This window comes from Eubacterium sp. AF34-35BH (assembly GCF_003477765.1).
GTDB lineage: Bacteria > Bacillota > Clostridia > Lachnospirales > Lachnospiraceae > Eubacterium_G.
Genome location: NZ_QUDZ01000005.1, coordinates 221201 through 244704, shown reverse-complemented (window position 1 = coordinate 244704; position 23504 = coordinate 221201). Strand labels below are relative to the sequence as shown.

The window sequence follows — 23504 nt, the reverse complement described above, 5'->3', positions numbered from 1 at the left end:
ATAAATATATAAATATTAAGATAATAATAATAATAAGGCACGTTAATATGTTAAAAAAACGTTTTAACGCCCTATTTATGGGAAGTTCCTAAAATAATAACATGTTAATAACTCAAATTTAATTAACAACTTCTTAAAAATTATAATCAAAAAGCTATAATAAAAAAATCTGAAATTTCAAGTTATTAATGTACTATTAACGTAGTTATTAACCTAAAATCGGCACTAATTAACAAAGTTACTAACATTAATTAGGATTAATCTTCTTTTTAAGAACTTCAATAGTTGCTTTAATGGAAGGATCTGTTTCCATAGCCTTCTTTATTTCATTATAACCATAGCTAACAGTGGCATGGTTTTTCTTTCTTAGATATTTTGCAATAGTTTCCAGCTTCTCGTCAGTGTAAACTCTGCATAAATACATGCAAACCTGCCTTGGAAAAGCAACATCGCTGCTTCTTTTCTTAGAACAAATGTCAGCTGCTGAAATCTGGTAATGTTCAGCTACTGTATTAATTATTGATTGACAGGTTATTTTTTCTTCAGTAGTGTCTACTTTTAATGTTTCCATTGCAAATTCTTTTGTAATAGGAACACGATTAACTTTTGAAAAAGCTATTACATTATTAAGAGAGCCTTCAAGTTCCCTTACATTGGATACAAAATTAGTAGCAATGTAATCTAAAGCTTCTAATAAATTAGCATTATCTACATCTTCTTTGTCATCAGTAACCTTAATTCCTTTAGAAAGGGCATGCTTCTTTAAGATAGCCATACGTGTTTCATAGTCAGGACTGTGTATATCTACAGTAAGTCCCTGCTGGAAACGAGTTGTAAGTCTATCTGCAATATCTTCTATTTCATTAGGTTTTCTGTCTGATGTAAAAACAATCTGTTTATGTTTTAAGAATAATTCATTGAAAATGTTGAATAATTCTTCCTGTGTTCTATCTTTTCCTGATATAAATTGAATATCATCAATTAATAAAACATCAACGTTTCGATATTTCTTTCTAAATTGAATAATTTCGTCCTGGTCTTTCTTTTGTTTACCAAGCAAATCAACAATTTCATTAGTAAAAGATTCTGTTGTAGTATACAAAACCTTAGAATTAGGATTTGACTTAAGTACATAGTTACCAATTGACTGCATAAGGTGTGTCTTACCTAAACCAACCCCTCCAAATATAAATAATGGATTGTGGGCTTCACCCGGTGAGTCTGCAACGGCAAGTGAAGTTGCCTGTGCAATGGCGTTGTTACCTACTACGAAAGAATCAAAAGTGTATTTCTTGTCCAGGTTAGCTTCTAAAATTCTTCTTTCAAGAATTAAGTCTTCTGAATTGGCTGCGTTTTCTTCGTCGCTTTCGTCAGAAGAGTCTTCTAAAGAAGCATCTCCAGGTAATAAAATCTGTAAATCTGTGTTTTCACCTAAAAAATGGGCAAGGGAAAGTTTAAGAAAATCAAAATATTTCTTCTTAATATATTGTAGTCCACTGCTACCACTATTTCCTGTGAAAACAAGTTTGACTAATCCGTCCTTATAATATTGTACATTTAAGGGTAAAATGAACGTTTCAAAAGTAATATCCTGGATGTCGTATTCTTTTTTTAAATAATCCAATATTTCAGGCCATTTTTCCTTTAAATTATCTAACATATTGTCCTCCTCAAAGTATAAAAAGGCCCAAAAGCCCATATATAAAAATATAATACATCAAAAAGGGCAAATTTTCAATATTACAAAAAAAAAATAAACATATATATTATAATAGGAAGAAAGTAAAAATCTTAAAAAGTTACAAAAATCATAAGAAAACAGCAAAATAACAAAAATTTTTTTTCGACAAATAATGACAATAACTTTTTTACAGTTATTAACATTTGAGATAATAAAATAGAAAAAATACCCAAAAAAAGGCTAAAACAGCAAAAGTTATTAACATGTTATTAACATTTAGTTGATAACTTTTGATAATTACTCCATTTTTCATCATAGTGTGTTAAAGGACATAAAAAAATTAATTTAAAACACTTGAAATTATATGGAAATTGTGGTTTAATCAGTAAATGACTGCGATTATTTTTATTATGGTAATTGTAATGATGTTTTACTATAGAACAGAAAAGGAGGTGCCGTATTATGAAAATGACATTTCAGCCAAAGAAAAGACAGAGATCAAAAGTTCATGGATTCAGAAAGAGAATGAGCACTGCAGGCGGAAGAAAAGTTCTTGCTAGCAGAAGAGCAAAAGGAAGAAAGAAATTATCAGCTTAGGTCACAGATAATGTGACCTTTCTTTATATGCAATTGAGAGGTTGGTGAAATATGAAAATGAAAGATTATACTTCATTAAAAAAGAATATCGATTTTCAAAAGGTATATAAGGAAGGAAAATCAAAAGCTAACAAATATTTAGTAATGTATGTTTTACCAAATGATTTAGGCATTAACAGATTAGGTATATCCGTTAGTAAAAAAGTAGGAAATAGTGTAGTAAGACATCACCTAACCCGCTTAATCAGGGAAAGCTATAGACTAAATAGTAATATGTTCAATAGTAGTTTGGACATAGTCGTAGTAGTGAGAACCACTGCTAGGGACGAAAATTATCATTCATTAGAAAGTGCTTTAATGCACTTAGGAAAGATTCAGAACATCTTGCAGAAAAATACAAACTAAAGAAAGTGTTATTTAGTATAAAGTGAAGTATTATTTAATATTGGACGTAATTAGTTTGGCAGGATGAAGTTCGTAACTAAATGGAAAATAAAGTGCTAATGACTTAGTGAGTAAATATTAGGAATAATGTTATGGATAAGGTTAAGAAAATTTTTAAGAAGATAGGAAAATTTATTAATTTAATTCTTATTGGAATGGTTAGAATTTATAGGAAGTATATTTCACCTATGAAAAGAATGCCATCTTGCAGATACATTCCTACATGTTCTCAGTATGCAATAGAAGCTTTACAAAAATATGGACCCTTAAAAGGATCATATCTTGCAATAAGAAGGATATTGAGATGCAATCATTTCCATAAAGGAGGATACGATCCAGTTCCTTAAAGGAGGATTAAATGGATAATTTGATTATCGCCACTCAGACTGGTGGTATTTTAAAACCATTTGCATGGATTTTAGGAAAAATTCTTGAAGTTTTATATGATGGTTTTGCTTTTTTTGGTATTTATAATATTGGTCTTTTAATTATTGTATTTACTTTTGTAGTTAGAATGCTTATGTTACCAATGACAATTAAGCAGCAGAAATTTACAAAAATGAATTCTGTTATGACACCTGAAATTCAGGCAATTCAGAAAAAGTACAAGGATAAGAAAGATCAACAGTCACAGTTAGCAATGCAGGAAGAAATGAAGGCTGTTTATGATAAATATGGAACATCACCAACAGGTAGTTGTTTACAGCTTATTATTCAGATGCCTATTCTTTTCGCATTATACAGAGTAATTATGAATATACCTGCGTATGTTCAGCCTATTAAAGAATTATATGCTTCTGTAATCACAAGTTTAAATGCATCACAGATGAGCCAGTTCTTTGGTATTAACACAGCAGGTTCAAAGTTAAAAGCTTCACAGATTACACAGTGTATTGATGCTTTAACAGGATATTCATCAAGAACTAAAGGTGCTATTAATTTGGCAAAGGGTGTTGATGCAAGCAATGTTTTATCAGCTTCATCAAACACAAGTGCTGTGGACAAGATTAACAGTCTTAACAGTTTCTTTGGTTTAAACCTTGGCATATCACCAAGTGCAATGTTTAAGGCAGGAACAGTAACATTAATCGTTGCTTTAATTATTCCTATTCTTGCCGGTATATTCCAGTTATTAAGTGTACAGCTTTCACAGAAAATCAATGGTGTTGCAAGTACACAGGATAATCCAATGGCAGGCTCTATGAAGGCAATGAATATTATGATGCCATTATTCTCAGTATATATGTGCTGGATTTTATCAGCAGGTATCGGTTTATACTGGATGGCAGGTTCGTTGATTATGATGCTTCAACAGGTAATCATTAATCTGTATCTGGGTAAGATGGATGTAAATGATATTATAGAAGCAAATAGGGAAAAGGCAGCTGAAAAAGCAGAAAAGAGAAAAGCAAAGCAGGGAATTTACAGAGAACAGGTTTTACAGGCTTCAAAAACAAATACAAGAAGCGTTCAAAGTAGTTCAAACATGACTGCAGCTGAAAAAGAAGAAAAAATCAGAAAATCAAAAGAAAATGCAAAGGCCGGTTCATTGGCTGCAAAAGCTAATATGGTCAGTGATTATAATAAGAAACACAGCAAATAGAGGTAATAAAGATGGAATATGTAGAATATAAAGGAAAAAACGTTGACGAAGCAATTACTAATGCATGCGTCGCTCTAGGTATTGCAGCTGATAAACTTGATTACGATGTTGTAGAAAAAGGTTCAAACGGTTTTTTAGGATTTGGTAGTAAACCTGCTATTATTAAAGCTAGAAAAAATGAATCAGTAGAAGACATTGTAACTGAATTTTTAAACAAAGTTTTCAGTGCAATGGAACTTACAGTTAAGTTAGACATTAAAGTTGAAGAAGGTGAAAAGGAAAACACAATCAACATTAATGTAATTGGTGATGATATGGGAATTCTCATTGGTAAGAGAGGACAAACACTTGATTCATTACAGTATCTTGTAAGCCTTGTAGTAAACAAGGAAAGCGATAAGTTTAACAGAGTTAAGCTTGATACTGAAAACTATAGAGAAAGAAGAAAAGCAACACTTGAAAATCTTGCTAGAAATATTTCTTTAAAAGTTAAGAGAATTAAGAAACCTGTAGCATTAGAGCCAATGAATCCTTATGAAAGAAGAATTATTCATTCAGCTTTACAAAATGATAAGTTCTGTACTACAAAGTCAGAGGGCGAAGAACCTTACAGACACGTAGTAGTAATGCTTAAGAAGAGAAACAATAACAGATAATTTGTTTTAAATAACCTGTTAGGTTAAGTTGGGATATACCTGATTAAACCTGACAGGTTTTTTTATGTAATAAGAAATTCCTTCAGAATTTCTTATTACATAAAAAACGTTCCACTATGGATGCACCCTGCGTAAATGGAAAAATGTTGCTAAATAGGCACGCGCTGGTTGCGTAGAATGTTGCAAGGGACATTCTTTTTACCCTTTTTATAATAATGAGAATGTGGTATACTCTTACATTAGGTAATTATGCAATTATAAATAATATTAATTTAAGGTGATTTATGAAGATTACAGATACAATTGCGGCTATCTCAACATCAACAGGTAATTCGGGTATTGGAATTATTCGTGTTAGCGGAGACGAAGCCATTGAAATAGTTGATAAAATTTTTAAGTCAAATAAAGAAGGAAAGAGATTAATTAATGTTAAATCTCATACAGTTAATTACGGAAATATTGTAGATGGGGAAAAGGTTCTTGATCAGGTTTTAGTTCTTGTAATGAAAAATCCACATTCATATACAGGTGAAGATACAGTAGAAATTGACTGTCATGGTGGTATGTTGATTTTGAAAAAAGTTTTGGATTTAGTAATTAAGAATGGTGCTAAGTCAGCTGCACCAGGTGAATTTACTAAAAGAGCTTTCTTGAATGGCAGATTAGATTTGTCTCAGGCTGAGGCTGTTATGGATTTAATCAATTCTCAAAATGATTTTGCGTTAAACAGTTCCATTGAACAGTTAAAGGGTGGAGTTTCTAAAAAAATTAAAGAAATTAGAAGTGATGTGATTTACCATATTGCTTTTATTGAGTCAGCATTAGATGATCCGGAACATATTAGTCTTGATGGATACGATAATGAAATTTCTGAAATGATTAATAAGAATATAAGCAAGATAAAGAAAATGATAGATACTTTTGACAATGGTAGAATAATGAAGGAAGGTATAAAAACTGTTATTTTAGGTAAGCCAAATGCAGGAAAGTCTTCACTTCTTAACCGAATGTTAGGAGAAGAACGTGCCATTGTAACGGATATTGAGGGAACAACAAGAGATACCTTAGAAGAAAATATTAACTTAAATGGTTTGTCTTTGAAAATTATTGATACTGCAGGTATTAGAAATACTGATGATAAAGTTGAGCAGATTGGTGTAAATAAGGCTAAAGAGATTGCCGAAGGTGCAGACCTTATTATTTATGTAGTTGACGGTTCAAAAGACATAGATGAAAATGACAAGGAAATATTAGAAATTATAAAAAATAAAAAAGTTATTGTTTTATTAAATAAGACTGATATTGATCGCGTTGTGGACATAGAACAATTAAATGAAATACCTAAAGAGGATATTATTGAATTTTCAGCAAAAGCTGGTTTGGGAATGGATGAACTTGAAGAAAAAATAAAAGATATGTTTTATTCAGGTGAGATTACTTTTAATGACCAGGTTTACATTACAAATGCAAGACACAAAGAAGCATTAGAAAATTCTTACAATAGTTTGCTGAAAGTCAAAGAGTCTGTTGATGCAGGCATGCCGGAAGATTTTTATTCAATAGATTTGATGGATGCTTACGAACAACTGGGACTTATAATTGGAGAAAGCGTAGAAGATGATTTAGTAAATGAGATTTTCTCAAAATTCTGTATGGGAAAATAATAAATTTAGTGAAGAGAAGAGAGAAGAAATGTTAAAGATTGAAAAAAATTATGATGTAGTAATAATTGGTGCAGGACATGCAGGTTGTGAAGCTGCTTTGGCATCAGCTAGACTTGGACTTGATACTATAGTTTTTACGGTAAGTGTAGACAGTATCGCACTTATGCCATGTAATCCTAATATTGGTGGAACATCTAAAGGACATTTAGTTAGAGAAATAGATGCTTTAGGTGGAGAAATGGGTAAAAATATTGATAAAAGTTTTATTCAATCTAAAATGCTTAACAAGTCAAAAGGACCGGCTGTGCATTCACTTAGAGCACAGGCTGATAAACAGAATTATACTAGAGAAATGAGACACACTCTGGAAAATACAGATAATTTAACTATTAAACAGGGAGAAGTTTCAGAATTAATAGTTGAAGATGGTGTTATTAAGGGCGTTAAAACTGTATCAGGTGCAACTTATTATGCAAAAGCAGTAGTTTTAGCTACAGGTGTATACTTGAAATCAAAGTGTATTTACGGTGATGTTTGTGAATATACTGGTCCTAACGGACTTATGGCAGCAAATCATTTATCAGATTCTTTAGTTGCTAACGGAATTAAGATGAGAAGATTCAAAACAGGTACACCTGCCAGAGTAGATAAACGTTCAATTGATTTTTCAAAAATGGAAGAACAGTTTGGAGATGAAAGAATTGTTCCATTTTCGTTTTCAACAGATCCGGAAAGTATTCAAAAAGAACAGGTTTCATGTTGGTTGACTTATACAAATGAAAAAACACATGAAATTATAAGAGATAACATTGACAGATCACCTTTATTTTCAGGTATGATTGAGGGAACAGGTCCAAGATACTGCCCTTCAATTGAAGATAAGGTTGTTAAGTTTGCTGATAAAAACAGACATCAGGTGTTTATTGAGCCTGAAGGACTTTATACAAATGAAATGTATTTAGGTGGTATGTCATCATCACTTCCTGAAGATGTTCAGGACGCAATGTATCACACAGTACCAGGACTTGAAAATGCCAAAATAGTTAGAAATGCGTATGCAATAGAATATGATTGTATTGATTATGGTCAGTTACTTCCAAATTTGGAGTTCAAAACAATAAAAGGTTTGTTTAGTGCAGGTCAGTTTAATGGAAGTTCAGGCTATGAGGAAGCTGCAGCTCAGGGTATTGTTGCCGGAATTAATGCTGCAAGATTTGTTCAGGGAAAAGAAGGCATTGTTATTGACAGATCACAAGGTTATATTGGTGTGTTAATTGATGATTTGGTAACTAAAGAAAGCCATGAACCTTATAGAATGATGACTTCAAGAGCTGAATACAGATTACTACTTAGACAAGATAATGCTGATTTAAGATTATCTAAGTTAGGATATGAAATAGGTCTTGTTCCAAAGGAACGTTATGATTATATTTGCAGAAAAGAAGAGTTAATAGAAGAAGAAATTAACAGACTTGAAAATTATAAAATTGGAGCAGCAAAAGAAAATCAGGATATCTTGGCAGATTTAGGTAGTTCATCATTAAAAACAGCAACTACCTTAGCTGAATTAATAAGAAGACCGGAGCTTGACTATGAAAAGATTGCTCCATTAGATAAGGAAAGACCTGAATTGTCATATGATGTAAAAGAACAGGTTAATATAAATATTAAGTATAATGGATATATCGAAAGACAAAAGAAACAGGTTAAAAACTTTAAAAAGCTTGAAAACAAAAAAATTCCTGAAAACTTTGACTACACAAAGGTAAATAGTTTAAGAAAAGAAGCTGTACAGAAGCTGGAATTCTATAAACCATTAAGTATTGGTCAGGCTTCACGTATTTCAGGGGTTTCTCCTGCAGATATTTCAGTGTTGTTAATTCATATGGAACAACATAAAAGTAAGTAATTGTTTTTTATAGAGTAATAAGTTAATATAGTGATTGATAAATGTATTTAAATAATATTATTTAAATACATTTATTTATGTAAAGAGTTATCGAAAGTTAATTAGAATATATTAATAAGTAATTGGATAATTAGATGAATATGTAAATGAGTAAATAAATGAGTAAATGTATGAGTAAGTATATGAGTGTGTATATGATTATATAAATGAGTGTATGAATACAGTAATATATGAACATATATAACATTTAGAAATATATAATATGTAATTTAATTTAATGTATTTATTTGGATGCAATAAAAATTTAGGAGATTATATGAACGGCAAAGAATTGTTAATTGATGGAATAGAAAAGATTGGATTAGAAATAAGTGAAGAACAAGCTAACCAGTTTATGAAATACTATGAAATGCTAATAGAAACTAATAAGGTTATGAATCTTACAGCAATTACAGAATTAGATGAAGTAATAATAAAGCATTTCATTGATAGTTTATTAGTTGCAAAGAAAATTAACGTAAATAATTTTGATTCACTAATAGATGTAGGAACCGGTGCAGGTTTTCCAGGTATTCCAATTAAGATTATGTTTCCTGAAATTAGAGTGGTGTTATTGGATTCATTAAATAAAAGATTAAAGTTTTTAAATAATGTAATTGATGAATTAGGCTTAAAAAATATAACAACTGTTCATGGGAGAGCTGAAGATATTGCACATATGGATGAATATAGAGAAAAATTTAGCTTATGTGTGTCAAGAGCCGTAGCTAATTTATCAACTTTATCTGAATATTGTATTCCATTTATAAATGAGAGTGGAATATTTATAAGTTACAAGTCTGAATTCAGTGAAGAAGAAACTGATAATGCAAAAAAGGCTATAAAAGTTCTTGGTGGAAAGATTGAAGACACTTATATTGAAGAATTACCACATTCTGATATTAATAGGAGTTTTGTTGTAATAAAAAAAGAGCGTTCTACATCTAATAAATACCCAAGAAAAGCAGGTGTACCATCAAAGAAACCAATAAGATAAGGAGAAAATAGTGACAAAAGATTATCTGTTTAATAGAAAAAGCAAATTACAAGAAAAATTAAAGATATATGAAGATAAATTAAATGATAATATGTATTCAATTGTTGAGTCTAAAAATAAAATAGACCATTTAGAATCAATGGTTGATGAAGCTTCTGAAATCTTTTCCGTACGAGGAAGAGGTGATAGTGGTTTAAATAATCAGGAAATTAACCAGTTAGAAGTACATATATCATCATATTTAACTGAAAATGATTGTTTAAAAGATAAAATTAGCAAATTATCCAATGAAATCAGTATAATTGATACCTGTTTAGAAGAAATATCGAATGTTTCACGTGAAACATTTGATATAAAAGAAACTAAATTATATGAAAGAAAAGAAAATAATACTGTTAAAAGTAGTATACATACTAATCTGAATATAGACAATAATAAAATTATTGATAATTTGGCAGAAAGTTTAAATCTTATAGAAATTGATAAATATAAAGCCAAAGATAAAATACGGGAAGTAATAAATATGTTAGAAAAATAAGATGTTTCACGTGAAACATCTTATTTTTATGTCAAATGAAGCTGTTTATAAGTAGTATAACATTAAAATATTATATAATAGGTGTAAGCTAATATAAAATAATAGTTTTAAACTTTACTCCGGGGTAAGATTCAGAATAAAAATAATGAATATGTAATATTTAGTGCAATGTGGATAAGAAACTTCCTTTTCGCACTATAATAGATATTTAAATTATCTTCTAAATCATATAAATAACATACATATAAAAAAAAATAAGTATATATTGTAAAAAATATAGAAATACTATCAAATCATCTATAAATAACTATTTATTATTAAAAAACTGCAAATATTGAATGTTTCACGTGAAACATTCAATATCTATGTATAAATACAAAATCAATTATATAGATATTGTTAAATTTAATGTGAATCAATAAAATATAAAAAATGTAAGAGATGTATATACAAATATAATAATATAAATATAAATAGATAAATAAATAAATATAAATACATATAAATATATACAGATATCTAATATATATAAGTGGATTAGATACGAGAAAATATAAAAAAATGTTTCACGTGAAACATTTTGGAAAAAATACAGTTAAAAATATATAATAGATGCCAAAAGGAACTAATTAATCTTACAAATATATAGAAAAGCGTATATTATTGTGGTAAAATAGCTAAATGGGGAAATTTGACTTAAAAATAAGAAAGAAAGGCATTAGTTATACTAATGATAGATAGAGAATGGGTAAAATTATTGCAATTGCAAATCAAAAAGGTGGTGTAGGCAAAACAACTACAGCAATTAATCTATCTTCTTGTTTAGCAGAGAATGGAAAAAAAGTATTATTAGTTGATATAGATCCGCAGGGAAACGCAACAAGTGGAGTTGGAATAGTAAAACAGAATCTTGAAAATACAATATATGAGTTATTTTTGGGAGAATGCACTATTTCTGAGTGCTTAACACAAAGTGTAGTGGAAAACTTAAACGTTTTACCTTCAAATGTTAATTTATCAGGGGCAGAAATTGATTTGATAGGCGTTGATGGAAGAGAATTTATATTAAAAGAGACTTTAGAGATGGTGAGAGATCTTTATGAATATATAATTATTGACTGTCCTCCATCTTTAAATATTTTAACTGTTAATGCCATGGCGGCAGCTGATTCAGTTATAGTTCCAATTCAGTGCGAATATTATGCATTAGAGGGATTGTCTCAATTAATACATACTATTAATCTGATTCAAGAGAGATTAAACGAGAATCTCGAAATAGATGGTATTGTATTCACAATGTTTGATAAAAGAACTAATTTATCAACAGAAGTTATTGAAAATGTTAAAGAAAACATACAAATTAAGATTTATGATACTGTAATACCAAGAAATGTTAGATTAGCAGAAGCACCAAGCTATGGATTACCAATTCATATGTATGATGGTAAATCGGCTGGAGCTATTGCTTATAACAATCTGGCATTGGAAGTTATAGCAGAAGAATAATTTATCAGTTTTTATTATATTATATTACATTATTATTTCGTATTATAGTATAGAAGTTTTTATAAAAAGAAGGTTGAAAAATTATCAAAATATGATCATAAATATAGAAATTATATGGTAAAATGTTAATAAAAAATATGTACATATATAAAATTACAAGTAAATGTTCGTTTGTTTATCTATTTATTTATAGTTACAAAGATAATGTACATATATAAACGACATGAAAAGGAGTTTATATGGCAGCAAAAAGAAAAGGATTAGGGAAAGGTATAAATAACTTAATTCCTGAAACTGATGTTATAAGGTCTACGCCTAAAAAGAAAACAGAGAAGAAGGAAGTTGTCAAAGAGGTTGTAAAGGAAGTAATTAAAGAAGTAAAAGTTCCGGTTTCTGGAGATACAATGATGAAAATATCAGACATAGAACCTAATAGAGAACAGCCAAGAAAGAATTTTGACAAGGAAGCTTTACAGGAATTAGCTGATTCTATTAAACAATTTGGAATTATTCAGCCAATTGTTGTACAGAAGAAAGATGATTATTATGAAATTATAGCAGGAGAACGCAGATGGAGAGCCGCAAAGCTTGCAAAATTAAAGGAAGTTCCTGTTATTATAAAAGAATATTCAGATAGAGAAGTAATGGAAATTGCTTTAATAGAAAATATTCAACGAAAGGATTTAAATCCTATTGAAGAAGCTTTAGCTTATAAGAGTTTAATTGATGAATATAGTTTAAAACAGGAAGAACTTGCAAATAGAGTGTCAAAGTCAAGAACTGCAATTGCGAATTCTATGAGATTGTTAAAATTAACAGATAGTGTTCAAAATATGCTGATTAATGATGAAATTTCAATGGGACATGCGAGAGCTTTGTTGACTTTAGAACAGGAAGATTTGCAAATTGAAGCGGCAAAGACTATTGTTAGCAAGGGATTAAGTGTACGTGATACTGAAAAATTAGTAAAGTCAATTCTTAATCCAAAGCAGGTTAAACTTCCAATTCCATCAGCAGAAGCAGCTATATACGATGCTATAGCTAATAAGTTAAGAGAAAAAATGGGCACAAAAGTTTCAATTAATCACAAGAAAAATGGTAAAGGAAAAATTGAAATCGAATACTATTCACAGGAAGAATTAGAAAGATTACTTGAAATGTTTGATGATATTAAAGAGTAATTATTATCAAAAAAAATAAGATAGATAGTAAGAAGAATTAATCCAAATGGAAATAAGATATCGAATGATACTTCGTATTAATAAAATAGTATCATTTAATGAAAAGAACAAAACAAAAGGAGTAGAAAATGAAAGATTATATTTATTTAGTAATAATAGCAGTTATGTTTGTAGTATTTTTAATTCTACATATTAAGCAAAACAACAGAATTACAAAACTTATGAACAGATATGAAAAGTTCATGAAAGGTAAGAATGCTGAAAATTTATCAGCAGCAATTGAAGAAAACTTCCAGCAGATGGATAAACTTCAGCAGGCATACACATCTAATGAAGAAAAAATGGATAAAACATTGCATAATTTAACATCAACATTCCATAAATTAGGAATTGTAAAGTATGATGCTTTTAAGGAAATGGGTGGAAATTTAAGTTTTGCTCTCTGCATGCTTGATGACTCAAACACAGGATTTATCTTAAATACAATGCATGGTAGAGACAGTAGTTATACTTATATTAAGGAAATTACTAAAGCTGAATCATATGCTACACTAGGCGAAGAAGAAAAAGAAGCTTTGGAAAAAGCAATGAATAGTTAATTTGAAAATTAAAATTAATGGTAATGAAATAAGACAATTGTGTTTTAATAATTTAATTCGTTGTATATTAAATGAAAAATAATATATAAGTAAAATTATATTGAATCAAAATTAATATATAAGTAAAATTACATTGAATCAAAATCTTACAAAAACCAAAAGTTACTACAAAACAAAGTAACGATTTGGAATTTGTAAGATTTTTTTTACCACTTAGCGCTATAATTTTACCACTTACAGAAAATATATTTACTAATTAAGAATAAAGCAATAAAATAAATGCATGTTTAATAAATTTTAAGAGGGAGCCAATGAAAATTACGGTAGATTTAGACGAAAACTACATAGAAAATGAAGTTGTTATAAAATGTTCGAAAATTAATGAAGAAATAATTGAATTACAAAAAGTAATATCGACATACAAAAGCAAAAATGTAAAGATAAAACTGTATAAAGTAAATGTTGTATATTACGAATTTTTGGAGAATATTATATTTTTTGAAACGGAAGGTGATGTGGTAAAAGCTCACACAAGAGATGAAATTTTTATGACGAAAAATAGATTATATGAATTGGAACAGATTTTACCATACTATTTTTGCAGAATATCAAAGTCTGCTATAGTTAATGTAAAAGAAATTTATTCTATTTCAAAAAACATAACAGCTTCTTCAAAAATAGAATTTAAAGATACTTATAAACATGTTTTCGTATCAAGAGGTTATTTTAAACCGTTAAAAAATAAAATTGAAGAGATAAGGAGTGTAATATGAAAAAAAAATCAGAAAATATAATTGTTGGTGTCTTAATAATTGCTACAGCAATTTTATGGATGTTAAATGAATTAGGGGTTATGAGAAATATAAATTTAGGTCATATTGTATTTACAGCATTGTGGGGAGCTTGGTTGATTAAAGGACTTATTCAAAGAAAAAGTTTTGTTGTATTTATGTCACTAGCTTTTTTGGCAATTGTTTGGGACAAAGAACTTGGAATTGAAGCAATCACACCATGGCCGATAATTGGAGCAGCTATTCTTTTAACAATTGGTTTCTCATTTATTTTCGAAAAAAACGGCAGAAAAGAATGGGAAGAAAATCAATTTAGAAAACATCATAATTTTGATAATAACTACAAAAAAATGTCTACTGAAAATAGAACAGAGTGGGAAAATGATAATAATAAAGAGCAATGGAAAAATAATAGTACTACAGAGAAAAATACAACATATGGAACAGCACAACCAAATAGAAGTTATGAAGATGGGGAGCATGTATATCATATAAATCGTTTTTCTGGAACTGAAAAATATATTGATTCTCAAAATTTGAAAAGTGTTGAAATTATTAATAAGGTAGGAGGTATGGGAGTTTATTTAGATAAAGCTAAAGCGGCAGGAGATAAAGTTTATATGAGAATTGAATGTTATGCAGGGGGAATTGAAATTTATATTCCAAGAAATTGGAAACTTGAAAATCATGTAGACTGTATAATGGGTGCTGTAGAAGAACCTGGTAATATTGATTCAGCAGGAAATGATGTTATCTTAGAAATTAGTGGAAAGATAATAGCCGGAGGAATTGAGATTATCAGAGTATAAATATAAGATTATAAATTAATTAAAGTAATGATACATAGTTTAATATTAAAAAAGTAATAATATAGAGTTGAAGAATAACTAGAAAGAAAAGACCTGGAGATTAAATCTTCGGGTCTTTTAATATTGAATAATTTAAATATTTATTTTATATAAATTAATTAGATGTAATCTTATAAATAATTAGCATATTACAATAATTAGAAATATAATTAATGTATATTTAAAAGAGTTATTTTAATATTCTATAATAGAAATTAAGCTATTTAACAAATCTTCTTCTCCTGGATTCTTCTTGCCAAGTCTTGCGGCTGCTACAATTGGAATCCAGTTATGAACATACTTTGAACTTGTGTTAGTTGCATCGCAGAATTTTGTTAAATATAAATCAGCGTATTCTGGCATGTTCGTTTTCATCCAAATATAAGTGCGGGCTACGTCGGCACTGGCACTGCCCTGGGCTGCATGATTCCAATCTAAAATGTAATCACCATTATCAGATACCAAAATATTATGTGGTGTAAAATTACCATGAACAAGTTTCTTGTGTTTTGGACATGTGTTAAGCATATCTAAAAGATCAATTTTCATTCCTTCATCTAAATCTGATAAATTAATGTAATCAGTAAGCTTGTCCTTTTGAATTGGAAGTTTAGGGCATTTAAATTTATGAATAGAAGTATGAACTTCAACCATTTTGTCTAAATATTTATCAACATTGTCAGGATCATTTTTTATTAAAGAAAATAAAGTGTCCCCTTTAATGGAATCTGATTTAAAACACCAGTGGTTGTCGTTAAAAGTTACTTCTTTAATAGAAGGAACTTTGACACCTGCGGCTTCAACTTCGGTTGTAATAAATGATTCTAAAAAAACTAATCTTTTGTCATAGTTTTCGTTGAAAACCTTATATGTATCAATTCCATTAGTGTATATTTTATTGTTGCGTCTTGTGTTAATTATTTCAAAATTCATAAGTAAACCTCTTAGATATATATTTACATTCCAAATTAGTATATCACAATTAAAAAATCTTGGCTACAATCCTTGAAAAAATAAGGCTATACCTTGCAAAAATACTATGATAGGGGTATAATCGAAATACCGTTTTAATAATAAAAAAGCGCGAAAAAACATAGAAAATAGGTGGTAATAAATATGTTAGATATTAAATTTGTCAGAGAAAATCCGGAAATTGTTAAACAGAATATTAAAAACAAATTTCAGGATAAGAAACTTCCATTAGTTGATGAAGTTATAGAATTAGATGATCAGAATCGTAAGATCAAAAAAGAAGTTGAATCACTTCGTGCTGAAAAGAATAGTTTATCAAAGAAGATTGGTGGACTTATGAAGGAAGGCAAGAAGGAAGAAGCTGAAGAAATTAAGGCAAAAGTTGCTGCCGGAAATGATAAGATTGATGAACTTACAGCAGAAGAAAAGAGAACAGCAGAAGAAATTAAGAAGAGAATGATGGTTATTCCAAATATTATTGATCCATCAGTTCCTATTGGAAAAGATGATAGCGAAAATGTTGAGCTTGAAAGATTTGGTGAACCTGTTGTTCCTGATTTTGAAGTTCCATATCATACAGAAATTATGGAAAAATTCAATGGCATAGATTTAGAAGCTGCACGAAATGTTGCAGGAAATGGTTTCTACTATCTTATGGGAGATATTGCAAGACTTCATTCAGCAGTTCTTTCATATGCTAGAGATTTTATGATTGATAGAGGTTTCACATACTGTGTACCACCTTTTATGATTAGAAGTAACGTAGTAACAGGTGTTATGAGTTTTGATGAAATGGATCAGATGATGTACAAGATTGAAGGTGAAGACCTTTACTTAATCGGTACAAGCGAACATTCAATGATTGGTAAGTTTATTGGAACACATACAAATGAAGAAAATCTTCCATACACACTTACAAGTTATTCACCATGTTTCCGTAAAGAAAAAGGAGCTCATGGTATTGAAGAAAGAGGAGTTTACAGAATTCATCAGTTTGAAAAACAGGAAATGATTGTTATTTGTAAACCTGAAGACAGTATGATGTGGTATGACAAGCTTTGGAAGAATACAGTAGATTTATTCAGAAGCATGGATATTCCTGTTAGAACATTAGAATGTTGTTCAGGTGATTTAGCAGATCTTAAAGTTAAGTCAGTTGACGTTGAAGCATGGTCACCAAGACAGAAGAAATATTTTGAAGTGGGTAGCTGCTCTAACTTAGGAGATGCTCAGGCAAGAAGACTTGGAATTAGAGTTAAGGGTAAAGATGGAAACTACTTTGCTCATACACTTAACAACACAGTTGTTGCTCCACCACGTATGCTTATTGCATTCTTAGAAAATAACCTTAATGCTGATGGAAGCGTAAACATACCTGAAGTTTTAAGACCATACATGGGTGGAAAAGAAAAAATCGAAGTAAAATAATTAAGTTATTAACATATTTTCTATACAATTTATATTTATGATAATAAAATATGTAATACCTAATAAAATGTTAATATGATATATTAGTTACGGCGAAGATGTTTCTTTGCCGTAATTGATTATAAATGTCTCAGTACCTCAGTAGGATAGAGGGTTCGCCTCCTAAGCGAAACGTCGCAGGTTCGATTCCTGTCTGGGACGGGTTAAAGCAGCTACTATGTAGCTGCTTTTTAATATAATAGTAAATTTCATATAAATTTACTATTATATTAAAACGTTCCACTAGGGATGCATACTTGTAAAACATACTATTAAATGGTATTATAAAGCTTGAGGCTTTAGTATATTGAAGTAACGTACATTTAGAAATATAAGTAATGTATACTTATAAATATGCTAATAATATAAATGGAGAAAAAAGATGGAATATATTGTAATGGATTTGGAATGGAACCAAAATCCTTACGGAAAAAGTCATCAACATTCAGATTTACCATTTGAAATTATAGAAATTGGCGCGGTAAAAGTAAGTGGTGATAGGAAAGAGATAATAGATTCTTATCAACAGGTAATTAAGCCAAGAGTATATAAGAAACTTCATCATAAGATTGAGGAGATTACTCATTTCACTAATGAGGAATTAAGTCATGGTAAGGATTTCAAAAGAACCGTTTTGGATTTTTTGGACTGGTGTGGTGATGATTACATGTTTTGTACATGGGGCTCCATGGACTTAACAGAACTCCAAAGAAATATGAAGCATTATAAGTTAGAGAGAATTTTAGATTTTCCGTTATTTTACGTGGATTTGCAGAAAATGTTTAGTCTACGATATGATGATGGACACATGAAAAGAACTTTGACAAGCGCAGTTGAATATTTGGAAATTCCGGAGGACGGAGAGTTCCACAGAGCATTAAGTGATGCTTATTATACCGCAAAAGTATTACAAAAAATGGACTATGAAAAGTATAAGGGAAGATTATCAATTGATACTTTTTATTCTCCAAGAATCAAAGAGGAAGAAATCTTTGTAAGATTTGATGAGTATACTAAGTTAGTAACAAGAGAATTCTTGGACAAAGACGAAATGTTCAAAGAAGAAGAAATCAGTTCAATGTTATGTAATAAGTGCGATAAAACACTTGAAGTTATTATCGACTGGTTTTCTGATAGCGGTAGAACATACTATTGTTTAGGAAAATGTCCTGAGCATGGTTATGTTAGGGGAAAGATTAGAGTAAAAAAATTAGAAGAAGACAGTTTCTTTGCTATTAAGATTATGAAATCTACTGATGATGAAGGTGCTAATTCAATACATGAAAAACAGGAATCAATTAGGGAAAAGAGACGAGAGAGAAGACAGAGGTCTCTGGATAAAGAAATAGTCGTTGAAGAAATATGGGATGAAAACGAAGAAGACGACGATTAAAAAAAGAGCAGTAAATCAATTATGATTAACTGCTCTTTTTTTATGTAATAAGAAATTCCTTCAGAATTTCTTATTACATAAAAAACGTTCCACTATGGATGCGCACTCCCGCGAATGGAAAAATGTTGCTAAAGCAACACGCGCTCGGCACATAGAATGTCCCAAGCGACATTCTTATATAATATAAATTCCTTAGAATGGATTTTCTGATTCTCTTGTTTCTTTGTAATTAGTAATAAGTGCATCTAATTCATCAAGAAGACATTCAACTGTTCCGTAGAATGCATCGTTGTTTGCAGGGTTGTCAAAATCTTCTTTAATAGATGTAAGAGTATCAATTATATCTGTAAGTCTCTTTTTACCACTTCCGTTAAGATATAACATATATCTGCTACGTGCATTTTCCTGTGGTGTCATTTTCTTTAAAACAACTTCCATATTTGGCTTTTCACCAATAAATCTATATGTAATAGATGGTGAAGCGTGATTAAATAAATGCTGAAGATGATAAATGTCTCCTGTTTTCTTATAATAGTTCCAAGCGAATGTCTTACGCATTGTCTGGGCACCAATTGAGCTAAGTCCAATTTTGTGACCGGCTGCACGAAGCACTCTGTATGCCTGTTCACGACAAACAGGACGATTCTGTGTCTTGTGACCTAAAATAAGATAAGCGTCAGGATCCTTTCCTTCTGTATAGTCTGTAATAATTTTTTGTAATTCTTCAGGAACTGTAAATGTGTTTTCAATATTCTTTGCTCCAATTTTTACAGTGATTTCAGATTTACCTCTAACATCTTTGTTCTTAAATGTAAGAATATCCTGAAGTTGAAGACCTGTACCGATACCAAGTTCAAACATAATATAATATTTGTAATCAATATCTTTTAGAACCTTCTTAAAATTTTCTAGTGTTTCATAGTCCTTAATAGGTGCAACCCAATTCATATAAATACCTCCTAAAATATTAATGCCTATAACGTCTTTTCATATCTCGAATTTTATTTAATTTTCTTTGATGTGCTTTAATAGCAATGATAGCCGCAGCAACTATTGCAATAAATAAAACAATTAAAATAATTGGAAGAAAATTAAATGATGTTTTCTTTGAATTATTTGTAGTTGTTTTACTATTATTGGTTTTTTCAAGAGCCTTAGTAGTTGTACTAACAGCATTTGTTACTATGTTATTAGTTGAAGTAGTTTCCTCAGCTTTAGTCTCATCATTGTCTTTAGACTGTGTATAGTTAATATTTGCAGTTCCAAGAACCATATCCCCATATTTATAGGTAATTGTTGCAAATGAACCATCAGTTAAATTGAAAGATACATCAGTGTCTAAATCGCTAAATGAAATTCCTTTTGGAATTAGAATTGATGCATTCTTGTCTACTGTAATATTTGAAATTGTATCAGAAAAAGGTGATATAAAATCATTAGAAGTGTCGAAGTTAAATCGACTATCATTTTCGGATACATTTTCGTAGTTAAAATTATCAAAACCGTAATCAAGTAATTTCTTTGTATCGTCGAAAACCTGATCACCGTTAGATTTCATCACAACGGATATAAGTGAAACATTTCCACGTTTGGCATAAGTCACAAGTGTTTTTCCAGCCTGGTCTGTGTAACCGGTCTTGCCACCAATTACATCTGCGTCATAATATGGACTGGTTGTAAAAATCATCTTATGTCTCTGATATGACTGGAAAGGTTCAGTTCTCTTATTATTTGCAGGAATTGTATATTCAGTTGTATGAATTATATCCAAAAAAACAGGATACTGTATGGCAGCTTTCATAATCATTGCCATATCATAAGCTGTTACATAATGGTTATCATCATGTAAACCATTTGGGTTTGCAAAATGAGTATCTGTAGCACCTGCCTGTTTTGCACGTTCATTCATTAGCTTGGCAAAAGCCTCTGAACTTCCTGCAATATGTTCTGCTAAGGCTGTAGCTGTTTCGTTGGCTGAGGAAAGCATTAATGCGTATAAACAATCCTTAACACTCATTTTCTCACCAACCTGACACTGAATGTTAGAATCCTCAGCAGTAAGACTGTCTAAATTCTTCTTTGAGTAAACTACAGTGTCATTCATTTTGCAATTCTCTATTGCAAGTAAAGCAGTCATAATCTTTGTAATACTTGCAGGATACATTTTCTTATGTGGATCCTTTTCGTAAATAATTGTACCTGTTGTTGGTTCAATTAGAATTGCTGATTCTCCAATAATAGATGGAGCTTTTGGTAAACTTTTCTTAGTAGCGGCAGACACATCTGTTTGCCAGCCACCAAACGCCTGTCCAACAAAAGTAACAAGCATAAAAACTGATAATATATATGATAAAAATTTCTTCATTTAAATCCTCTTTAATTCTTTTTATATGTCTCATATTATTTTACTAGGAACATGTAAAAAAATCAACAGTAATCCCCCTGGTAAAATAGTGAAAAAAGTATGAAAAATGTGTGATTAACTTAATTAAGAAAAGATTAAAAAAACAAAAAAGATTAGAATGTTAAAACACCCTAATCTTTTCTTAACTTTTTGTTATGTTATTTGCACTTCAAAATAATCTTATAAACTTATTATTAATGAACTCTTGATTTTATAACTTTTAGTCGTGTAAATTCTTCACGTTCTTTTTCTTCAAGTGCATTTTCAATAGTTTTAACAAGTACCTCATAGTTAGGTATTGTTATGTTTTGAAGAGCGTTAGCACGTTTCTGTGTTTTCTTAATGTTGTATGCCAAACGGTAGGCGGCATTTTCAATCATGGATAATCTAATTGTAAGGTCTTTTACCTTTTCAAAATGAGATTTTGCTTCGTCCAAAGATTCTGTTGTTCCGTAAAATGAATAAACAGGATTTTGAACTTCATCTTTATGTTTTACAAGGGGAATTTCAGTTCCCATAACACTTCGTGTTTTTATGTGAATATCCTGTTCAGGCGGAACGTTAAAGGCAAAAGTCTCTACGTTTTTGATGCCAAGCTCAATGTTGGCTTTTTCTAAAGCTGCATAAGCATCTGTAAAAGTTTTATCAATTTCATACTGAATTAATTCAGCTTTTTCTGTTAGGTCCATAATCTCACGTATAAGAATATTTCTTTTTTTGTCCATTAGTTCGTAGCCTTGTCGTGCCAGAGCCAGTGAACTTTTGGCGGCCATTAAATTACCCTTAGTAGGTACTGTATTCAAATTCAATTGTGCCACCTCCTAACTAATCTGTAAATGCATTGTAGTATTTATCTAAAATCTTCGTATCAATTCTATCAAGTTCTTCTTTAGGAAGAATATGAAGTAATTTCCAACCTAAATTTAATGTTTCGATAATGTTTCTATTAACACCGATGCCCTGACCAACAAATTCAGCTTCAAAAGCTTTACCAAATTCAAGATATTTTTTGTCAGTTGGTGATAATTCATCTTCACCGATAACTGAAGCCAAGGCTCTTGCATCTCCAACTTTTGCGTAAGCAGAGAAAAGCTGGTTAGCAACATCCTGATGGTCTTCTCTTGTAAATCCTTCACCGATGCCGTCCTTCATAAGACGTGAAAGTGATGGAAGAACATTAATAGGTGGATAGATTCCCTGACCATATAATGAACGATCTAGCGTAATCTGACCTTCAGTAATGTAACCTGTTAAGTCAGGTATAGGATGAGTAATATCATCGTTTGGCATTGTTAAAATAGGAATCTGTGTAACAGAACCTTTGGCACCTTTTATAATACCTGCACGTTCATAAATAGTTGCAAGTTCACTGTATAAATAACCTGGATAACCTTTTCTTGAAGGAATTTCACCTTTTGAAGAGGAAACCTCACGCATAGCTTCCGCAAAAGTAGTCATATCAGTTAGTATAACAAGAATATGCATATCTTTTTCGTAAGCTAAATATTCTGCAACAGTTAAAGCAACTTTTGGTGTGATGAGACGTTCTACCACAGGATCATTTGCCATGTTAAGGAACATTACAGTATGTTCTAAGGCGCCTGATTCTTCAAAAGAACGTTTGAAGAAATCGGCAACGTCATTTTTTACACCCATAGCTGCAAAGACAACAGCAAACTTTTCATTGGTGTCATCACCTAAAGATGACTGATTAACTAACTGGGCTGCCAGCTGGTCGTGTGGCAAACCGTTTCCTGAAAAAATAGGGAGCTTCTGTCCACGAATTAAAGTTGTTAATCCGTCAATGGCGGAGATTCCTGTTCTAATGTAGTTTCTAGGATATTCTCTACTAACAGGGTTAAGAGGCATACCGTTTACATCTCTTTTTTCTCCATTAATAGGTGGAAGTCCGTCTAAAGGCTTGCCTATGCCGTTAAAAGTACGTCCTAAGATATCCGGTGACAGGGCAACTTCCATAGGGTGTCCTGTTAGTTTTGTATGTGTATTGGTAAGAGACATGCCTTCAGATCCTTCGAAAACCTGAATAACAGCTTTGTCTTCATTGATTTCGATAATACGTCCAAGTCTTTTCTCTTCTCCATCGTTCATTTTAAATTCAACAATTTCGTCATAAGCGGCATCTTTTATACCTTCAAGAGCAACTAAAGGCCCATTTATTTCGCTTAATCCTAAATATTCTATAGCCATGTTGCAC

Annotated in this window: 22 protein-coding genes and 1 tRNA gene; 17 read left to right on the top strand and 6 right to left on the bottom strand. The window is 30.5% G+C overall.

Translation table 11 applies throughout. From position 1 onward, the window contains the following. Nucleotides 1-247: 247 nt before the first annotated feature. Nucleotides 248-1660 (bottom strand): chromosomal replication initiator protein DnaA, encoded by a 1413-nt coding sequence (gene dnaA, locus DWZ69_RS07820; protein ID WP_022164590.1) that lies wholly within the window; start codon nt 1658-1660, stop codon nt 248-250. A 483-nt stretch (nt 1661-2143) separates the two neighbouring features. On the opposite strand from dnaA, the gene rpmH reads away from it, so the two are divergent. The 14 genes from rpmH to DWZ69_RS07750 all read left to right on the top strand — a co-directional run bounded on the left by rpmH (nt 2144) and on the right by DWZ69_RS07750 (nt 15014). Next, the gene (rpmH, locus tag DWZ69_RS07815) at nt 2144-2278 is read left to right on the top strand and encodes a 50S ribosomal protein L34 (protein ID WP_021953614.1); all 135 of its coding nucleotides are present in this window, start codon (nt 2144-2146) and stop codon (nt 2276-2278) included. A 57-nt stretch (nt 2279-2335) separates the two neighbouring features. Continuing rightward, on the top strand, nt 2336-2683 hold the full coding sequence (rnpA, locus tag DWZ69_RS07810) for a ribonuclease P protein component (protein ID WP_118000041.1): 348 nt from the start codon (nt 2336-2338) through the stop codon (nt 2681-2683). 131 nt (nt 2684-2814) lie between these two features. After that, on the top strand, nt 2815-3069 hold the full coding sequence (yidD, locus tag DWZ69_RS07805; RefSeq protein ID WP_022164592.1) for a membrane protein insertion efficiency factor YidD: 255 nt from the start codon (nt 2815-2817) through the stop codon (nt 3067-3069). Nucleotides 3070-3080: 11 nt separating this feature from the next. Beyond that, the gene (locus DWZ69_RS07800; RefSeq protein ID WP_118000027.1) at nt 3081-4325 is read left to right on the top strand and encodes a YidC/Oxa1 family membrane protein insertase; all 1245 of its coding nucleotides are present in this window, start codon (nt 3081-3083) and stop codon (nt 4323-4325) included. Between the two features lie 11 nt (nt 4326-4336). After that, on the top strand, nt 4337-4981 hold the full coding sequence (gene jag / locus DWZ69_RS07795; protein WP_022164594.1) for an RNA-binding cell elongation regulator Jag/EloR: 645 nt from the start codon (nt 4337-4339) through the stop codon (nt 4979-4981). A 284-nt stretch (nt 4982-5265) separates the two neighbouring features. Continuing rightward, nucleotides 5266-6645 (top strand): tRNA uridine-5-carboxymethylaminomethyl(34) synthesis GTPase MnmE, encoded by a 1380-nt coding sequence (mnmE, locus tag DWZ69_RS07790; RefSeq protein ID WP_118436635.1) that lies wholly within the window; start codon nt 5266-5268, stop codon nt 6643-6645. A 28-nt stretch (nt 6646-6673) separates the two neighbouring features. Beyond that, nucleotides 6674-8554 carry a tRNA uridine-5-carboxymethylaminomethyl(34) synthesis enzyme MnmG gene (mnmG, locus tag DWZ69_RS07785; RefSeq protein WP_243081040.1) on the top strand — a complete coding sequence of 627 codons (1881 nt, stop codon included), beginning with the start codon at nt 6674-6676 and terminating at the stop codon, nt 8552-8554. Nucleotides 8555-8870: 316 nt separating this feature from the next. Continuing rightward, nucleotides 8871-9590: a 16S rRNA (guanine(527)-N(7))-methyltransferase RsmG gene (rsmG, locus tag DWZ69_RS07780; RefSeq protein ID WP_022164597.1), complete on the top strand. Its 720-nt coding sequence runs from the start codon at nt 8871-8873 to the stop codon at nt 9588-9590. Between the two features lie 10 nt (nt 9591-9600). After that, on the top strand, nt 9601-10128 hold the full coding sequence (locus tag DWZ69_RS07775; RefSeq protein ID WP_118000023.1) for a hypothetical protein: 528 nt from the start codon (nt 9601-9603) through the stop codon (nt 10126-10128). A 744-nt stretch (nt 10129-10872) separates the two neighbouring features. Next, nucleotides 10873-11634 carry an AAA family ATPase gene (locus DWZ69_RS07770; protein WP_118000022.1) on the top strand — a complete coding sequence of 254 codons (762 nt, stop codon included), beginning with the start codon at nt 10873-10875 and terminating at the stop codon, nt 11632-11634. Nucleotides 11635-11873: 239 nt separating this feature from the next. Then, nucleotides 11874-12815 carry a ParB/RepB/Spo0J family partition protein gene (locus tag DWZ69_RS07765; RefSeq protein ID WP_118436632.1) on the top strand — a complete coding sequence of 314 codons (942 nt, stop codon included), beginning with the start codon at nt 11874-11876 and terminating at the stop codon, nt 12813-12815. A gap of 128 nt (nt 12816-12943) precedes the next feature. Next, complete coding sequence (locus DWZ69_RS07760; protein WP_118436630.1) at nt 12944-13414, top strand: DUF4446 family protein; 471 nt, start codon at nt 12944-12946, stop codon at nt 13412-13414. 311 nt (nt 13415-13725) lie between these two features. Then, nucleotides 13726-14187 carry a LytTR family DNA-binding domain-containing protein gene (locus tag DWZ69_RS07755; protein ID WP_118000019.1) on the top strand — a complete coding sequence of 154 codons (462 nt, stop codon included), beginning with the start codon at nt 13726-13728 and terminating at the stop codon, nt 14185-14187. Beyond that, nucleotides 14184-15014, top strand: coding sequence for a hypothetical protein (locus DWZ69_RS07750; protein ID WP_118436628.1), 831 nt, complete (start codon nt 14184-14186; stop codon nt 15012-15014). The genes DWZ69_RS07755 and DWZ69_RS07750 overlap by 4 nt, the downstream gene beginning before the upstream one ends. A gap of 234 nt (nt 15015-15248) precedes the next feature. Here DWZ69_RS07750 and DWZ69_RS07745 read toward each other — a convergent pair whose 3' ends face one another. Continuing rightward, entirely contained in the window at nt 15249-15986 is a 738-nt protein-coding gene (locus DWZ69_RS07745; RefSeq protein WP_118436626.1) for a phosphotransferase, read from the bottom strand. A gap of 183 nt (nt 15987-16169) precedes the next feature. Here DWZ69_RS07745 and serS point away from each other — a divergent pair, with 183 nt between their 5' ends. From serS to DWZ69_RS07730, 3 genes are all read left to right on the top strand, one after another. Further along, nucleotides 16170-17453, top strand: coding sequence for a serine--tRNA ligase (serS, locus tag DWZ69_RS07740; RefSeq protein ID WP_118000016.1), 1284 nt, complete (start codon nt 16170-16172; stop codon nt 17451-17453). Nucleotides 17454-17580: 127 nt separating this feature from the next. Beyond that, nucleotides 17581-17654 (top strand) — tRNA-Arg (locus DWZ69_RS07735). A 220-nt stretch (nt 17655-17874) separates the two neighbouring features. Further along, nucleotides 17875-18885, top strand: a complete 1011-nt coding sequence (locus DWZ69_RS07730) for a 3'-5' exonuclease (protein ID WP_118436624.1) — start codon at nt 17875-17877, stop codon at nt 18883-18885. A 192-nt stretch (nt 18886-19077) separates the two neighbouring features. Here DWZ69_RS07730 and DWZ69_RS07725 read toward each other — a convergent pair whose 3' ends face one another. From DWZ69_RS07725 to DWZ69_RS07710, 4 genes are all read right to left on the bottom strand, one after another. After that, on the bottom strand, nt 19078-19833 hold the full coding sequence (locus DWZ69_RS07725) for a tyrosine-type recombinase/integrase (RefSeq protein ID WP_022165197.1): 756 nt from the start codon (nt 19831-19833) through the stop codon (nt 19078-19080). 19 nt (nt 19834-19852) lie between these two features. Beyond that, nucleotides 19853-21250, bottom strand: a complete 1398-nt coding sequence (locus DWZ69_RS07720) for a D-alanyl-D-alanine carboxypeptidase family protein (protein WP_118436622.1) — start codon at nt 21248-21250, stop codon at nt 19853-19855. Between the two features lie 233 nt (nt 21251-21483). Next, a complete protein-coding gene (locus tag DWZ69_RS07715; RefSeq protein ID WP_118436620.1) occupies nt 21484-22098 on the bottom strand; it encodes a V-type ATP synthase subunit D in 615 nt (204 codons plus the stop codon). Nucleotides 22099-22114: 16 nt separating this feature from the next. After that, the gene (locus DWZ69_RS07710) at nt 22115-23497 is read right to left on the bottom strand and encodes a V-type ATP synthase subunit B (RefSeq protein WP_118436618.1); all 1383 of its coding nucleotides are present in this window, start codon (nt 23495-23497) and stop codon (nt 22115-22117) included. Between the last annotated feature and the right edge of the window lie 7 nt (nt 23498-23504).

Coding starts and splice junctions, on each gene's coding strand:
- dnaA (WP_022164590.1), bottom strand. CDS start 1,660: ATGTTAGATAATTTAAAGGAAAAATGGCCTGAAATATTGGATTATTTA.
- rpmH (WP_021953614.1), top strand. CDS start 2,144: ATGAAAATGACATTTCAGCCAAAGAAAAGACAGAGATCAAAAGTTCAT.
- rnpA (WP_118000041.1), top strand. CDS start 2,336: ATGAAAGATTATACTTCATTAAAAAAGAATATCGATTTTCAAAAGGTA.
- yidD (WP_022164592.1), top strand. CDS start 2,815: ATGGATAAGGTTAAGAAAATTTTTAAGAAGATAGGAAAATTTATTAAT.
- DWZ69_RS07800 (WP_118000027.1), top strand. CDS start 3,081: ATGGATAATTTGATTATCGCCACTCAGACTGGTGGTATTTTAAAACCA.
- jag (WP_022164594.1), top strand. CDS start 4,337: ATGGAATATGTAGAATATAAAGGAAAAAACGTTGACGAAGCAATTACT.
- mnmE (WP_118436635.1), top strand. CDS start 5,266: ATGAAGATTACAGATACAATTGCGGCTATCTCAACATCAACAGGTAAT.
- mnmG (WP_243081040.1), top strand. CDS start 6,674: ATGTTAAAGATTGAAAAAAATTATGATGTAGTAATAATTGGTGCAGGA.
- rsmG (WP_022164597.1), top strand. CDS start 8,871: ATGAACGGCAAAGAATTGTTAATTGATGGAATAGAAAAGATTGGATTA.
- DWZ69_RS07770 (WP_118000022.1), top strand. CDS start 10,873: ATGGGTAAAATTATTGCAATTGCAAATCAAAAAGGTGGTGTAGGCAAA.
- DWZ69_RS07765 (WP_118436632.1), top strand. CDS start 11,874: ATGGCAGCAAAAAGAAAAGGATTAGGGAAAGGTATAAATAACTTAATT.
- DWZ69_RS07760 (WP_118436630.1), top strand. CDS start 12,944: ATGAAAGATTATATTTATTTAGTAATAATAGCAGTTATGTTTGTAGTA.
- DWZ69_RS07755 (WP_118000019.1), top strand. CDS start 13,726: ATGAAAATTACGGTAGATTTAGACGAAAACTACATAGAAAATGAAGTT.
- DWZ69_RS07750 (WP_118436628.1), top strand. CDS start 14,184: ATGAAAAAAAAATCAGAAAATATAATTGTTGGTGTCTTAATAATTGCT.
- DWZ69_RS07745 (WP_118436626.1), bottom strand. CDS start 15,986: ATGAATTTTGAAATAATTAACACAAGACGCAACAATAAAATATACACT.
- serS (WP_118000016.1), top strand. CDS start 16,170: ATGTTAGATATTAAATTTGTCAGAGAAAATCCGGAAATTGTTAAACAG.
- DWZ69_RS07730 (WP_118436624.1), top strand. CDS start 17,875: ATGGAATATATTGTAATGGATTTGGAATGGAACCAAAATCCTTACGGA.
- DWZ69_RS07725 (WP_022165197.1), bottom strand. CDS start 19,833: ATGAATTGGGTTGCACCTATTAAGGACTATGAAACACTAGAAAATTTT.
- DWZ69_RS07720 (WP_118436622.1), bottom strand. CDS start 21,250: ATGAAGAAATTTTTATCATATATATTATCAGTTTTTATGCTTGTTACT.
- DWZ69_RS07710 (WP_118436618.1), bottom strand. CDS start 23,497: ATGGCTATAGAATATTTAGGATTAAGCGAAATAAATGGGCCTTTAGTT.